The sequence below is a fragment of the Sphingobacterium alimentarium genome (genome assembly GCF_004342685.1).
Classification (GTDB): domain Bacteria; phylum Bacteroidota; class Bacteroidia; order Sphingobacteriales; family Sphingobacteriaceae; genus Sphingobacterium; species Sphingobacterium alimentarium.
Genome location: NZ_SMBZ01000025.1, coordinates 1 through 15,601, shown reverse-complemented (window position 1 = coordinate 15,601; position 15,601 = coordinate 1). Strand labels below are relative to the sequence as shown.

The window sequence follows — 15,601 nt, the reverse complement described above, 5'->3', positions numbered from 1 at the left end:
CAAATAAATATAAATGGTTTCTAAAAGAAAAACCAAAAATAAAGCCACTTTATTTTGTAAAGTGGCTTCAAATTATGATAAGAAACAATCTTTTTACGCAAGTAAACGGATTGGAGCTTCTAATAAACCTTTTAATGTTTGCAAGAATTGAGCTCCTGTAGCACCATCCACAACACGGTGGTCACAACCTAAAGTCAATTTCATTACATTACCTGGTACTACTGCACCATTTTTCACTACAGGGATCTGTTGGATAGCACCTACTGACAAGATAGCTCCATCCGGTGAGTTGATAATCGATGTAAATTCATCAATACCAAACATACCTAAGTTAGAGACTGTGAAAGTCGATCCTTCCCAATCAGCTGGAGTTAATTTTTTAGATTTAGCTTTACCTGCGAAATCTTTAACCTCTGCCGAGATATGTGATAATGTCTTACCATCTGCAAAACGAACAACAGGTACTAACAAACCATCTTCAACTGCCATAGCAACACCAATGTTTGTATGTTGGTTGAATCTGATTTTATCACCTTGCCATGAAGAGTTTACAGCAGGGTGTTGTTTCAAAGCCACCGCCACAGCTTTGATTACCATATCATTGAATGATACTTTCACTGGAGCTACCTCGTTGATTTGAGTGCGCGCTGCAATAGCATTATCCATATCGATACTTACTGTCAAATAGAAGTGAGGAGCTGTGAATAACGACTCACCCAAACGACGAGCGATTGTTTTACGCATTTGCGAAACATTCGACTCTGTATATTTTTCCTCGCCAACAAAAGTTGGTAAGCTAATAGTTTTGGTTTCAGCTTTTGCTTCTTGCGCTGGAGCAGCTGATGTTTTCGCTGCAGGAACAAAGCTTTCTACATCTTTTTTCACGATGCGTCCGCCATCAGCAGAACCTTTTACATCATTCAAGTTGATACCTTTCTCTTTAGCAATTTTGCGTGCCAATGGAGAAGCTTTTACGCGTGAATCATCTGATGATGATGTTGTAGTTGTCACAGCTGGAGCAGAAGTAGTAGATGCTTCAGGTGCTTTTTCTTCCGATTTTGCTTCAGCTTTGGGAGCAGCAGCAGGTTGATTTAATAACGGTGTTACATCCGTACCTTCTGGACCAACGATAGCGATGATATCATTCACTTTAGCCGCTTCACCAGCTTCAAGACCTACATACAACAGCGTACCATCTGCATAAGCAGTCACTTCCATTGTCGCTTTATCCGTCTCTACGTCTGCAATAGCGTCATCAGATTTGATTGTATCTCCTACTTTGAAGTTCCATTGTGCAATCACACCTTCTTTCATGGTATCACTTAACAAAGGCATTGTGATTACTGTCACACCTAAATCTTCTGCTGTAACAGTAGAATCAGAAGATGCAGGTGCTGCAGCTTCTTCCGCTTTAGCTTCTGTTTTTTCTTCTTCCTTTGCTGGGGCTGCATCTCCTCCGCTTAATAAAGCTTGGAAATCTTCACCTTCTTCACCCAACACAGCGATAACAGCATCCACAGGAACTGCTTCACCTTCTTTGGGGCCAATATATAACAATGTACCATCTTGATAAGATTCAAAATCCATTGTCGCTTTATCTGTCTCTACCTCTGCTAAAAGGTCTCCAGAATTAACTTTATCACCAACTTTCTTGTGCCATTTAGCGATCACCCCTTCGGTCATCGTGTCGCTCATTTTAGGCATTTTTACTACTTCAGCCATGTATTATAGTAGATTATATCTTTTATAAAAACCTTAACAATGTGTATTAATCCATTACAAATGGATAGTCTTCTTGTACGTATATGTCTTTGTACAATTCATCCACTGAAGGATAAGGAGATTCTTCCGCAAATTTTACTGAATCCTCTACTACTTTTTTCACCTCTGCTTCTACATCCTTAAACCAAGCTTCATCAGCATATTGGTTTTCAAGAATAGCAGCTTTAATCGTCATCAATGGATCTCTACCTTTATACTCTTCTAATTCTTCTTTAGTACGGTATTTAGCAGGATCGGACATAGAGTGACCTTTGTAACGGTAAGTACGAATCTCTAAGAATGTAGGACCTTCACCTGCACGTGCACGTTGAACAGCTTCGTCCATCGCATTATGTACAGCAACAGGATCCATACCGTCTACTGGTGCACATGGCATATCAAAACCTAAACCGATTTTATAAATATCCATCATATTGGTCGTACGCTGTACAGAAGTACCCATTGCATATCCATTGTTTTCACAAACAAAAATCACAGGTAGTTTCCATAGCATCGCCATATTGAATGTCTCATTCAAGGCTCCTTGACGTACGGCTCCGTCGCCCATGAAACATACGTTTACGTTATCAGTACCTTTGTATTTCTCAGCAAAAGCCAAACCAGCTCCCAATGGAATCTGACCACCCACGATACCGTGACCACCCATCATACCATGCTCTTTAGAGAAAAAGTGCATAGATCCACCTTTACCTTTCGAACAACCAGTTGCTTTACCATAAAGTTCAGCCATACACGCATTTGCAGACACACCTTTAGCCAAAGCCTGAGCGTGATCTCTATATGATGTGATGAATGTATCTTCTGGTCGAGTAGCGGATACTGTACCTGCTACTACTGCCTCTTGACCGATATACAAGTGACAAAATCCACGGATTTTTTGCTGTCCATAAAGTTGACCTGCTTTCTCTTCAAATTTACGCATGAGCAGCATAGATTTATACCACTCTAGATATGTTTCTTTTGTTATAGGTGTTGAACTCATTTTAAAGTATTGTTTCTTACTTAACCGATTACAAATCTAACAATTTATATCGAAACTTATGACACTTTTAGTCTTTGAATTAAGTAATTTTTGTCATAAATGGATAAAAAATAATATTCACTAATGCGAATACCTTAGGATTACCTAGTTCGTCAGATTAACTAAAATATTGAATAAGCTGTTGCCTATCTACTTTAATCTGTTCGCCCGAATCCATATTTTTCAGACTCAACAGACCAGTTTCTTTTTCCTCATCTCCGACCAACAACACAAAAGGAATCTGTTTGGCGTCCGCATAACTCATTTGTTTTTTCAGTTTAGCGGCTGTTGGATATAATTCAGCAGCTATGCCTGCATTTCGTAATTCAGCCAACAACGGTAAGGAGTAGCCTTCTATGGATTTATCAAAATTGATAATCAATACTTTAGTGCTTGTAGAATTGGATGCGGGATATAAATTCAATTCCTCCAGTACATCATAAATACGATCAGCACCAAAAGAAACCCCTACACCCGTCAGACCTTTCAATCCAAACATACCTGTCAAATCATCATAGCGACCACCGCCACCGATACTGCCCATTGCAACTTCATTCGTCTTCACTTCAAATATACATCCCGTATAATAGTTCAGACCGCGAGCCAATGTAATATCTACTTCCACAAACTCATCTAAGACATTCTCACTTGCAAAAGTTTTAACATACCCAAACACCTCTTCTATCTCTTGAATGCCTTTTAGACCATTTTCAGAATTTGCTAAAACAGTTTTTAATTGTTGAAGCTTCTCTTCATTATTGCCCTTAAGTTCAATAATCGGCTTTAATATATCTAGATCCATTGTGGTAAAACCTCTTTCTAAAAGTTCTTTGTTTACCCCGTCTAATCCTATTTTGTCCAACTTATCAATAGCAACGGTCATATCCACGATAAGCTCGGGCTTACCAATAATCTCTGCTATACCCGTTAATATTTTACGGTTATTGATTTTGATGGTGAAATCTTTAAGACCCAAAGCTTGCAATGCTTGTTGATAAATCAAGATAAACTCAGCCTCATTTAATAAAGACTCTGAACCAACCACATCAACATCACATTGATAAAACTCACGGTAGCGACCACGCTGTGGACGATCTGCACGCCAAACAGGTTGTATTTGAAAACGTTTGAATGGTAATGCGATATCATTCTGATGCATGACTACATAACGCGCAAAGGGCACGGTCAGGTCATAGCGCAACGCTTTTTCAGAAATATAAGGAATTAATTTATTCGAGTTGCGAGCTGACAATTGCTCATCCGATACTTTGGACAAATAATCACCCGAATTAAGAATTTTAAAGATTAATTTATCACCTTCGTCGCCATATTTCCCGGTTAGAGTAGAAAGATTTTCGAACGAAGGAGTTTGGATTTCGTTATACCCAAATTTTTTGAAAACTGTTTTTAGCGTATTGAAGATATAATTTCTTTTCTCCATCTGGGCAGGAGAAAAATCACGCGTACCTTTAGCTAATGATGGTTTAATTGCTGCCATACTGCAAAGGTAAGATAACAAAGCGAATATGAAAAAATACAGCGAAAAGAATATCGCGAGGAGGGGAATTATATAATTCTTAGCAATTCACAAGCTTTTTCAGCCGCCAGTTTTTCGGCGCTTTTCTTATTGAAATCTCTTCCTATTCCGCACACCTGACCATTTACCAGCACTTCAATGCTGAACATTTTGGTGGATTCGCCCTGGGGATTCTCAATGAGATTAAACACCACTTCCTTACCCTCCTGCTGGCACCACTCGATCAAGCGACTTTTGAAATTGGATTCCGTAATCTCGAGCGTCTCAATATCCACATGCGGATCAACAATTCGAGTCAGTAAGAATTCTTTTGTGAACATATAACCTTTGTCCAGATAGATCGCGCCAATTACCGCTTCAAAAGCATCACCCAAGAGTGACCCTTGCTTAGTAGGATAAGAAATCATACGCGAATCGTATTGGATCAATTGATCAAAGCCCAGTTTACGTGATAATTGATTCAGATTGGCACGTGACACTATTTTTGAACGCATTTCTGTCAAGAAACCTTCACCTTTGTAAGGGTAGAGTTTAAATAACAATTCTGCAATAACAGACCCGAGAACAGCATCGCCTAAAAACTCCAGACGCTCATTACTATTCTTTACCCCTTCTTTGATTGGCACTGCTACAGACTTGTGACGAAAAGCCATTTGATACAACTTCACATTCCCTGGCACAAATCCAAGTATATTTTTTAGCTTTTTGTAGTAAGCTCTATTACGCGAAAAGTATAACTTATAAATCTGTAAAGACATCGTCCAATCTATAAAAACAACATAGGTAGCTTAATGTGATTAAACTACCTATTATCTCTTTTATTATTTTTCAATACTAACCTTTATATTTTTTAACGACGATAGTTGCATTATGACCACCGAATCCAAATGTATTACTCAAGGCTGCATTTACTACGCGCTTTTGAGCTGTATTGAAGGTAAAATTCAATTTGTTATCTATCTCAGGATCATCTGTGAAGTGATTAATTGTCGGAGGGACAACATCATTTTTTACAGCTAATATAGAAGCAATTGCTTCTACTGCGCCAGCTGCTCCCAATAGGTGCCCTGTCATAGATTTGGTAGAACTAATATTCAATTTATAGGCGTGCTCACCAAATAAATCAACAATAGCCTTTGTCTCACTGATATCCCCTACCGGAGTAGAAGTACCGTGCACATTGATATAATCAATATCTGCAAAGTCCATCTCAGCGTCTCTCACAGCCATAGTCATTGCCAGCTTGGCTCCTAGCCCGTCCGGATGTGAAGCTGTAATATGATGTGCATCTGCACTCATACCACCACCTACTACTTCCGCATAAATTTTAGCTCCACGTGCTAAAGCATGATCTAGGCTCTCTAAGATTATTGCTCCTGAACCTTCACCGGACACGAAACCATCACGATCTTTATCAAAAGGACGTGAGGCAGTCTTCGGGTCATCATTGCGAGTCGATAAAGCATGCATGGCATTAAAACCGCCGATTCCAGCTTCATTTACAGTAGCTTCTGAACCACCCGTGATGATAATATCTGCTCTACCCATACGAATATAAGTAAATGCATCAATCATAGCGTTGGTTGCCGAAGCACATGCAGATACTGCTGAAAAATTTGGCCCACGCAAACCATGACGCATCGAAATATGCCCTGGTGCTATATCAATAAGCATTTTGGGAATAAAGAAAGGATTGAAACGTGGTGTTCCATCTCCTTTGGCATAAGAAGCAATCTCTTCGGAAAAAGTTGTTAATCCTCCAATACCCGCACCCCATATTACCCCAATGCGATTTCGGTCTAATTTATCAAAATCCAATCCTGCATCTTTCACTGCCTCATCAGTAGAAGCAATTGCATATTGCACAAAAGGATCTACCTTGCGGGCTTCTTTTCGATCCATAAAATTATGTGGATCAAATCCTTTCACCTCGCAAGCAAATTGAGTTTTAAATTTAGACGCATCAAAATGCGTAATAGGAGCAGCTCCACTTACACCATTAACCAACGATTCCCAAAACTCCGGAATTGTATTACCTATTGGTGTAAGTGCGCCTAATCCTGTTACAACTACTCTCTTAAGCTCCATTTATTATGTTTGGCCTAATAAAATTAGTTAGTTAACGTTTTTCTCTAAGTAAGAAACAGCTTCACCTACGGTGCTGATGTTTTCTGCTTGGTCATCAGGAATTGCTACGTTAAATTCTTTTTCGAATTCCATGATCAACTCAACTGTATCAAGTGAGTCTGCACCTAAATCATTCGTGAAAGAAGCTTCTGGTGTTACTTCATTTTCATCTACACCTAACTTTTCAACGATAATTGCTTTTACTCTTGATGCGATATCTGACATGATTGTATAGTTTAATTGTTTAATAAATCTGTGCAAAGAAAAATAAATTTAAGCAAATATCAAACCTTTTTGACATTTAGCTTCAAAATAAAGACAGAAAAGCTGAAATCGTGCTCTTTCAATATCTCTAAAATAGGATAAATAATATTATCAATAATACTAATTCCAACAGGCAATTACAAAAAAAGTTTACACTACAGCGTTGATTTATTCCAAATCCTTTTTAATTTATTGTATTTTCGTACTGAAATCAACACCCATAATATTTTGAATAAAGTAACTTTTAAACTAGATCTTGATTTTGACTTAGAGTTAGACTTTACTTTAATAGGAATTAGCTCATCGCTAAGAGATTACAGATTATGCCACTTTATAAATAAACACTCAGGACTTAAACTGCAGTTTGGCAAAGAATCACCTATCGACCATAATGGCAACATTAAAAACAAGCCTCAGTCTGAGCTAGACTATCATGTTATTACAGAAAAAAGTAAAACAAAATATTTCAAACACCACTTTCCAATGTATCGATATTGTTGCAATCAATTTGAATTTGAATACTATCTCATCAACAATAAAAGTTTAGAAAATGGCGTTTTAATACCTGAAATAGCAAATTTTGACTACTTCATGCTAATCAAACATTATATCGATTCAGAGGATTTAGATAGACTTATTGATAACCTAAAGTCCATCCCAGATATCATGCTTGTAAAAGAAATTGAGCCAATTTCATTGAAATCTAAAGAAAATCTGATATTTTAGCAGATTCTTTAGAAAGTGTACATTTTACACTTTAGTGAAAAAAATAATTATGCCTAAATACTGCACCCTGTTTGTCATAATGAAAACCTGGGTGAGAAAGTAATAAAAGAAGAATAACTCAAATGAAGAAAATTCAAAAAAGAACGAAAATAGTTGCCACACTAGGCCCAGCGTCAGCAGAGAAAGAAGTATTAACTCGATTGATTGCCAAAGGTGTCGATGTGTGTCGCTTAAATTTTTCGCACGGAAGCCAAGAAGATCACTTAAAAGTAATCAACACCATCAAAGAAATCAACCAAGAACATCCTTTTCACGTTGCTATCCTAGCTGACCTTCAAGGACCTAAAATCCGTATTGGTAAGATGAAAGAAGGGGGAGCATTTCTAGTGAATGGTTCGAAAATTGAAATGACTACTCAAGAGTTAATCGGTGATGAGAATAAAATCTACATCACTTATGAAAACTTCCCGAACGACGTAAAACAAGACGAAATCATATTATTAGACGACGGTAAGTTACAATTGCGCGTATTGTCTACAAACCACAAAGACACGGTAATGTGTGAGGTGGTACATGGTGGTATCTTGACGTCTCGCAAAGGTGTCAACCTACCAAATACCAAAGTATCTATTCCTTCATTGACAGAAGAAGATTTGGACAATCTTAATTTTGCATTAGATCATGGTGCAGACTGGATAGCTATGTCATTTGTGCGCTCTGCGGAAGATATAAAACAATGTAAAGAAATCATTGCTGCTAAAGGTAGCCATGCTAAAATAATTGCGAAAGTAGAAAAACCAGAAGCAATAGAAAACATTGATGCCATCATTGAAGCAACAGATGCGGTAATGGTAGCTCGTGGTGACTTGGGTGTGGAAATGCCGATGGAAGAAGTTCCAGGTTTGCAAAAAATAATTGTACAAAAATGTCGTAACCTATCAAAACCAGTAATCATTGCTACGCAAATGCTAGAAAGTATGATTACCACTCCTCGTCCTACACGTGCAGAGGTAAATGATGTTGCCAACTCCGTATTGGACGGTGCTGATGCAGTGATGCTGAGCGGTGAGACATCAGTAGGTGAATTCCCAGAAATCGTTATCGAAACGATGGCTAAAATCATTACACACGTTGAATCGACTTCATATCCGTATTATATTGCCAAAAAGAACACCCCTTCTGAGACTACTATTATACCGGATGCGATTTGTGGATCTTCCATCTTCCTGGCAGAAAAAACAAAAGCTTCTGCAATTGCAGTAATGACAGCTTCAGGGTACACAGCTTTTGAAATTTCAAGCTTCCGTCCAGATGCAAACATTTATGTTTTTACAGGTAATACAAATCTTTTGAATCAACTGAGCTTGGTGTGGGGTGTAAGCACTTTCATCTACGAAAAATACGAAAGTACCGACGGCACTATTCAAGATGTAAATGATTTACTTAAAAAAATTCAATTGGTTGAGCCAGGACAGATTGTGATCAACACAGCCTCTACTCCTCTCCATGAAAAAGGTAAGACAAATACAATCCGCGTATCTGTAGTAAACTAATAAACTAAAGGCGAGAATTTGATTCTCGCCTTATTTTTTATCCTTGGATTGGGGAATGCTATCCAATAATAAACTAGGCTTCATTCGTCCCAAATTTTCAGTTCCAGGCATAGGCGCCAACCCTTCTCCAGATAGAGTCTTAATAGGCATGGGATATATTAACCCATTAAAAGAATAGGCATTGGGGATGGTAGTGAGGCAATCATCTTGTGGAGGCCAGCCTTTATATAGCTTGAACATGCTCCTAGCAGTATCTGCAACAACCAACTTTTTCTCCCAAGTAAATATGCCCCCTTTTTTACTTGCATTTTCTTTATCTTGAGCCTTTATTGCAAAACAAAAAAATAACCATCAAACTTGTAATTCCTACAACTGCTTTCATAACTCGTTTATTAGTAGTATAATAAATATAAAAATTCGCTGGACCTAATACAAGTTAAAATCTGTTAAATGAGGCAATTAAGCGGTAATGATTACTATTTTTGTATAAAATGAAGAAAAAAAGCATCTCGTTAATAATATGGCTCATGTCTATCGCTTTATTAGGAGTGATGGGTATGCAATATTATTTTATCCGAGAGACCTACCACCAAGAATCCCAATTATTTGACGAAAAGGTTAATACATCGCTAGCTAAAGTTGCTTCTGAAATTGAAAAATCAGAAGTATTGGACTTTGCGAAAGTGCAATCCAAAGTGAACCGAGACAAATATATCGAGGAACAAAGAAAACAACAACAACTATCCGAACAACTTAAGATCCAACAAGAAATAGATAGACTTCGTATCACTCAACAAAAGATTTATGAAAAATTCAAAGAGGCAGACGAAGCATTAAAAGCGAGCTATCCGAATATCACTCCGATCAGTAACTGGTTTTATGAAACCTACTATAATAATCCACAAAATCGCCGATTTATCCAAATACGTCTGGAGCAAGAACCTATTGTAGGCACTTCCTTGGCCAACACGTACGTGATTGTAGCCGCGAGCAAAGAGGTGGACCCTGTGCCTGCTAAGGATGACTCCGTTAGGTATGTAATTTCAGAATTTGATGTTTTAACGGGCTATGTCAATTGGTATCGCATCGCCACATTACCCCCCAAAGAAGATCCGAGGTTGAACAAGCGAATAGCAGAATTAGTAACCTCACTAGATCGTATTCGCGCAGATTTATTAGCAGAATCCAATCCTGTTACCTTATTTGATACAGTAGCAATATTGAGTGGTAAAAAAGCAAATCTAGTAGAAGACCTAGCGCTAAGTGTACAATTGGCTAATCGCCCATTGAACAAACGTATTAACACTAAGCGGGTACACAAACTCATACAGAAGGAGCTGTCCAGTCGTGAGATTCATGCTCCGTTTAATATGGAAATAAGGGATCATTTCAAATTAATATACCAAACCTCCGATCCGAAAACTTTGATTGAGCCTCAAAAACTCACGCGCTATACGACAGAATTATTCAAAGGCGACATTGGAGAATCTCGCGGTAGATTATCTATTTATTTTCCAAATAAAAAAAATATAATAGCAAAGAACATTAGCTATCTGCTTCTACCCACTTTGGCACTTTTTGCCCTCTTAGTCGGTTGTTTTGCTTATACATTAAGTATCATTTTCAGACAAAAGAAGATCTCTGAGATGAAAACGGATTTTATCAATAATATGACGCACGAATTCAAGACACCGGTCGCCACGATCATGATTGCCAGCGAATCGCTTCGTGATCCGGAAATAGCGGCAGATAATAAACGTGTAAACAGACTTGCAAACATTATATATGATGAAAACGTACGCCTAGGTAATCATATTGAAAGGGTACTAAACATTGCCAGATTAGAAAAAGAAGATTTAAAGATAGAGAAGACTGATGTCTATCTAAATAGCCTAATGGATAGCGTACTTGATAGTATGTACTTGCAGATTAATAAAGCTAATGGTAAGCTTATCAAAGAGCTGAACGCTAAAGAAGACTTGGTGATTGGCGATGAATTGCATCTATCGAATGTAATGTTCAATTTAGTAGATAACGCCATAAAATATAGCCTAACCCCTCCTGAAATTACTGTCAGATCCTACAACACGAATGACAAAATCATTCTTTCGGTATCCGACAAAGGAATGGGAATGACAAAAGAACAGCAAGAAAAAATATTTGATCAATTCTACAGAATCCCGACGGGAAATGTTCATAATGTAAAGGGGTTTGGATTAGGATTGAGCTATGTAAATGATATTATAAAACGCTTTGATGGAAAGATCATTGTCAAGAGTGAAAAAGACAAAGGCACAACTTTTGAGGTAATATTACCACTCAAAAAAGCCAATAAAAATTAGAAACAAGAAACTTATGCAAAAAATATTACTCGCGGAAGATGACCCTAATCTGGGTGAACTATTAAAAGATTACCTGGAATTGAAGGGTAAATTTGATGTCACACTCGCAGTAGACGGAGAAAAAGCTATTGAAGAGTTTCGCAAAAATGATTTCGGTTTATGCATTTTTGACGTGATGATGCCTCGAAAAGACGGCTTCACACTAGGCAAAGAGGTACGTAAAATCAACCCCACCATCCCTATTATCTTTGCTACCGCAAAAGGTATGATGGAAGACAAGACCCAAGCATTTGAATTGGGAGGTGATGATTATATCACTAAGCCTTTTCGCGTAGAAGAACTTCTTCTACGAATCAATGCTTTACTTAAAAGAGCTTCTAAAGATAAGGAAGAAGAATTGGCCGATAAATTTGAAATCGGAAATTACTTCTTTGATTATACCAGTCAAATAATCACCTACAAAGGTCAACAACAAAAATTATCCACCAAAGAAGCCGAACTCTTACGTTTACTGTGTCTGAAGAAAAATGATGTGCTGACACGTGAAGAAGCTTTGAAAAAGATCTGGCATGATGACAATTATTTCACGGGCAGAAGTATGGATGTGTTTTTAAGTAAACTCCGCAAATACCTCAAAGAAGATGCAAGTGTAGAGATAGTAAATGTGCACGGTAGAGGATACAAATTATTGGTTAGTTAACATAAAAGGTCTGAAATGAGAATTTCAGACCTCAATGCTATTTATTCAAAATTAGATAGTTATAACGAATGTTCCTGACAAAACATCATTCCACCTGTATACAAATGCTTGCATAAAAACGAATAGGCGAAGCTAAAAAGGATTCTTATCTCTAAATAACCTTGTTTTTTTGTCAAGCCTTCCATGATACCAGGATTTCTTCAATCCGTCATATAAGAATATATTTTATCAATTTCACAATGTGCGCACACATCGTATATTAAGACCTCTTGCACTTGAATTAGCATAATTTGGAAAATCTATTTATACTATCAGCCCAATCATTAAAAGTCCTGACAATCGCAATTCTAAAGATATCAGCCGGAGTTATTAAACTACTTGCTGCTAACCAAAACATATCATTAACTCATTCTCCACTATATAACTACCATTAAATTTTAATTACGTTTATGACTTTTATTCTCAAAACATCTAAATAAACTGATTTCAGTCTTGGCATAAATTAAAAAGAAGCAAAAAAATATGTTTATATTTTTGATTTATGAATCGAAATATATAACTTAGCCACCGCTTATAGAGAAAGGCAGAGGGACTAGACCCGCTGAAGCCTTAGCAACCTGTCGCTTGACAAGGTGCTACATTCTACCCAGCCTTGGAGTTGGGAAAGATAAGCCGAGATCACTATTCCAAGTGGCCTTCTCTTAGCAATATTTTTATTAAGTAATTTTAATTCAAACTTTTATGTTACTAACAAACAATTTAGGCTACCCACGAGTTGGTCCTTTCCGTGAGTTGAAAAAAGCAAACGAAGCTTACTGGGCAAAAAAAATTAGTGCTGAGGAATTACAGCAAGTGGCTAAATCTATTCGTGAAAACAACTGGAAAACCCAGCAAGATGCAGGAATAAAACTTATCCCTTCCAATGATTTCTCTTTTTACGATCAGGTCTTAGATTTATCTCTTACAGTAGGAGCTATTCCTTCTCGCTATAATTCACTTTTAAACAAATTAGACAATAACTACAGCTTAGATCTATACTTCGCTATAGCACGCGGCTTCCAAGAAGATGGGATTGATGTCACGGCTTCAGAAATGACGAAGTGGTTTGACACCAACTATCACTACATCGTACCTGAATTCACTAAAGATCAATCCTTTAAACTTTCTTCTGAAAAATTCTTAAACGAATATAAAGAAGCTAAAGAGTTGGGTATCGAAACAAAACCTGTTATCATTGGCCCTATTACATATCTACTAATCGGTAAGGAAAAAGAAGTAGGATTTGACCGCATCGACTTAATTGACCGTCTATTACCAGTATACGAACAAATCTTAGGCAAATTGGCAGATGCCGGCGCACAATATATCCAAATCGATGAGCCTTATTTAGCATTAGACTTGGAGGAAAAGGTTAAAGCATTATATCCTTCGATTTTCGAAAAGTTAAATGCTGCTGCTAAAGGTGCAAAATTAATCGCTACTACCTACTTTGAGGCGTTGCAAGATAATGAGGACATCGCTGTAAATCTTCCGGTACACGCATTGCATCTGGACTTAGTACGTGGAGAAAACCAATTGGATACCGTACTAGCGAAAGTTCCTGCTTCATTGACACTTTCCTTGGGTGTGGTAGAAGGCCGAAACATTTGGAAAAACGACTACGAAAAATCATTAGCAAAAATTGAGCAAGCGGTTTCTGCACTGGGCAAAGATAGAGTTTGGGTAGGTACATCGTCATCTTTATTACACGTTCCTTATGATTTAGATAGCGAGAAAAAAGAAGATACGCTTCCTGCAGAAGTTAAAAACTGGTTAGCATTTGCGAAACAGAAACTAGCAGAAGTTAAAGATTTGGCTGTTTTAGCTGATGATGATGCAGATGCAGAAACTACTGAACGCTACCAAGCAAACAAAGCAGCTGCAGAAAGTCGTCGTACTTCGCCTTTGATTCACAAACCTGAAGTAAAAACACGTGTAAGTAATATCACTGATGATGACGCTAAACGTACATCATTATTCGAAGCGCGTAAAGAAGCACAAAAAGCTAAGTTTGGGTTACCAGATTTTGCCACAACCACAATCGGCTCTTTCCCACAAACTAAAGATGTTCGTAAGTGGAGAGCAGATCTGAAAAAAGGATTAATCTCACAAGAAGAATACGACAAAGCCATAGCGGAAGAAACCGAAAGTGCTATTCGTCTTCAAGAGCAATTGGATATCGATGTATTGGTACATGGCGAATTCGAACGTAATGATATGGTGGAATATTTTGGTGAACAATTGGCCGGATACGCATTCACACAATATGGCTGGGTGCAGTCTTATGGTTCACGTTGTGTAAAGCCTCCTGTAATATACGGTGACGTCTATCGTCCTGCAGATATGACTGTGCGTTGGTCTGCGTATGCACAATCGTTGACTGATCGCCCGGTGAAAGGGATGTTGACAGGTCCTGTGACTATATTACAGTGGTCATTTGTACGTAACGACCAACCTCGTTCGACGACGACTTATCAAATTGCATTAGCAATCCTTGACGAGGTACAGGCTCTAGAAAAAGCAGGTATCAAAATCATTCAAATTGATGAACCAGCAATCCGCGAAGGTTTACCGCTACGCAAGGCTGATCAACAGGATTACCTTGATTGGTCCGTACGGGCCTTCCGTGTATCTTCGTCCAATGTGGAGGATGACACACAGATTCATACGCACATGTGTTATTCAGAATTTAATGATATCATCCGTGACATCGCTGCGATGGATGCCGATGTAATCACGATTGAAACGTCACGATCACAAATGGAACTGTTGGACGCCTTTGCAGGTGAATTCAAATATCCTAACGATATAGGTCCTGGTGTGTATGATATCCACTCCCCTCGTGTGCCTAGCACAGAAGAAATGGTGGATTTATTACGCAAAGCCAAAGCGGTAGTACCAGCCAAACAACTTTGGGTTAACCCGGATTGTGGTTTGAAAACACGCGCGTGGCCAGAGACTAAAGCTGCTCTAAAAGGAATGGTGGAAGCTGCAAAAATTCTTAGAGCCGAAGCATAATATAGAATTAGTAATATTAAATTAAAAACCTCTCGTGATGCAAATTTCGGGAGGTTTTTCTCTTTAATACATTAGGAAAAAGTTAAAATGAAATCTATGAGGTGGTTAAGATTTTATTGATACAGAACAATTTTGCCCTACCCTTGTTAATAATATTAAAAACACATCAATTATGAAAAGAATAGGCTTAATAGCAGTAATGGCTACCGTTGTTTCTTTACTCTCGAGTTGTGAGGTTATAGAAGGAATTTTCAAAGCTGGCGTATGGTCAGGTATTATCATTGTCGTAGTGGTGGTGGCATTGATTATTTGGTTGATTTCAAAATTTTTTGGTGGCAACCGTCGATAATTTTATCCGCATGAATTTTACACCATTAACAGGAATGTATAAAAGAAGAAAGGGGCCGTATCAAAACATCAAAAGTTAGATACGGCTTTTTATTTTTTAATCGTCAGCTTCTTTCCTGAGTATTTCCTGAATTTGATATAATT

The 15,601-nt window shown here is 37.9% G+C and carries 13 protein-coding genes and 1 riboswitch; of the genes, 6 read left to right on the top strand and 7 right to left on the bottom strand.

All coding sequences use genetic code 11. From position 1 onward, the window contains the following. Positions 1–93 precede the first annotated feature (93 nt). From EDC17_RS09960 to EDC17_RS09935, 6 genes are all read right to left on the bottom strand, one after another. Positions 94–1,722: a pyruvate dehydrogenase complex dihydrolipoamide acetyltransferase gene (locus EDC17_RS09960; RefSeq protein WP_132777936.1), complete on the bottom strand. Its 1,629-nt coding sequence runs from the start codon at positions 1,720–1,722 to the stop codon at positions 94–96. Between the two features lie 46 nt (positions 1,723–1,768). After that, complete coding sequence (gene pdhA, locus EDC17_RS09955) at positions 1,769–2,764, bottom strand: pyruvate dehydrogenase (acetyl-transferring) E1 component subunit alpha (RefSeq protein ID WP_132777935.1); 996 nt, start codon at positions 2,762–2,764, stop codon at positions 1,769–1,771. A 157-nt stretch (positions 2,765–2,921) separates the two neighbouring features. Next, positions 2,922–4,301 (bottom strand): histidine--tRNA ligase, encoded by a 1,380-nt coding sequence (hisS, locus tag EDC17_RS09950; RefSeq protein ID WP_132777934.1) that lies wholly within the window; start codon positions 4,299–4,301, stop codon positions 2,922–2,924. Between the two features lie 68 nt (positions 4,302–4,369). Next, positions 4,370–5,098: a ribonuclease III gene (rnc, locus tag EDC17_RS09945; RefSeq protein WP_132777933.1), complete on the bottom strand. Its 729-nt coding sequence runs from the start codon at positions 5,096–5,098 to the stop codon at positions 4,370–4,372. A gap of 76 nt (positions 5,099–5,174) precedes the next feature. Continuing rightward, entirely contained in the window at positions 5,175–6,428 is a 1,254-nt protein-coding gene (gene fabF, locus EDC17_RS09940) for a beta-ketoacyl-ACP synthase II (RefSeq protein ID WP_132777932.1), read from the bottom strand. A 27-nt stretch (positions 6,429–6,455) separates the two neighbouring features. Further along, entirely contained in the window at positions 6,456–6,692 is a 237-nt protein-coding gene (locus EDC17_RS09935) for an acyl carrier protein (RefSeq protein WP_132777931.1), read from the bottom strand. Positions 6,693–6,959: 267 nt separating this feature from the next. Here EDC17_RS09935 and EDC17_RS09930 point away from each other — a divergent pair, with 267 nt between their 5' ends. Further along, positions 6,960–7,457 carry an IPExxxVDY family protein gene (locus tag EDC17_RS09930; protein ID WP_132777930.1) on the top strand — a complete coding sequence of 166 codons (498 nt, stop codon included), beginning with the start codon at positions 6,960–6,962 and terminating at the stop codon, positions 7,455–7,457. 122 nt (positions 7,458–7,579) lie between these two features. After that, positions 7,580–9,010, top strand: a complete 1,431-nt coding sequence (pyk, locus tag EDC17_RS09925) for a pyruvate kinase (protein ID WP_132777929.1) — start codon at positions 7,580–7,582, stop codon at positions 9,008–9,010. A gap of 30 nt (positions 9,011–9,040) precedes the next feature. Here the strand turns inward: pyk and EDC17_RS09920 are convergent, their stop codons facing one another. Then, a complete protein-coding gene (locus EDC17_RS09920; protein WP_132777928.1) occupies positions 9,041–9,250 on the bottom strand; it encodes a hypothetical protein in 210 nt (69 codons plus the stop codon). A gap of 251 nt (positions 9,251–9,501) precedes the next feature. On the opposite strand from EDC17_RS09920, the gene EDC17_RS09915 reads away from it, so the two are divergent. The 4 genes from EDC17_RS09915 to EDC17_RS16865 all read left to right on the top strand — a co-directional run bounded on the left by EDC17_RS09915 (position 9,502) and on the right by EDC17_RS16865 (position 15,458). Then, on the top strand, positions 9,502–11,352 hold the full coding sequence (locus EDC17_RS09915; RefSeq protein ID WP_132777927.1) for a sensor histidine kinase: 1,851 nt from the start codon (positions 9,502–9,504) through the stop codon (positions 11,350–11,352). A 13-nt stretch (positions 11,353–11,365) separates the two neighbouring features. Beyond that, positions 11,366–12,052: a response regulator transcription factor gene (locus EDC17_RS09910; RefSeq protein ID WP_132777926.1), complete on the top strand. Its 687-nt coding sequence runs from the start codon at positions 11,366–11,368 to the stop codon at positions 12,050–12,052. A gap of 568 nt (positions 12,053–12,620) precedes the next feature. Further along, positions 12,621–12,726: riboswitch (SAM riboswitch) on the top strand. 67 nt (positions 12,727–12,793) lie between these two features. Beyond that, on the top strand, positions 12,794–15,109 hold the full coding sequence (gene metE, locus EDC17_RS09905) for a 5-methyltetrahydropteroyltriglutamate--homocysteine S-methyltransferase (RefSeq protein WP_132777925.1): 2,316 nt from the start codon (positions 12,794–12,796) through the stop codon (positions 15,107–15,109). A gap of 172 nt (positions 15,110–15,281) precedes the next feature. Then, on the top strand, positions 15,282–15,458 hold the full coding sequence (locus EDC17_RS16865) for a hypothetical protein (protein WP_165894401.1): 177 nt from the start codon (positions 15,282–15,284) through the stop codon (positions 15,456–15,458). Positions 15,459–15,601 lie beyond the last annotated feature (143 nt).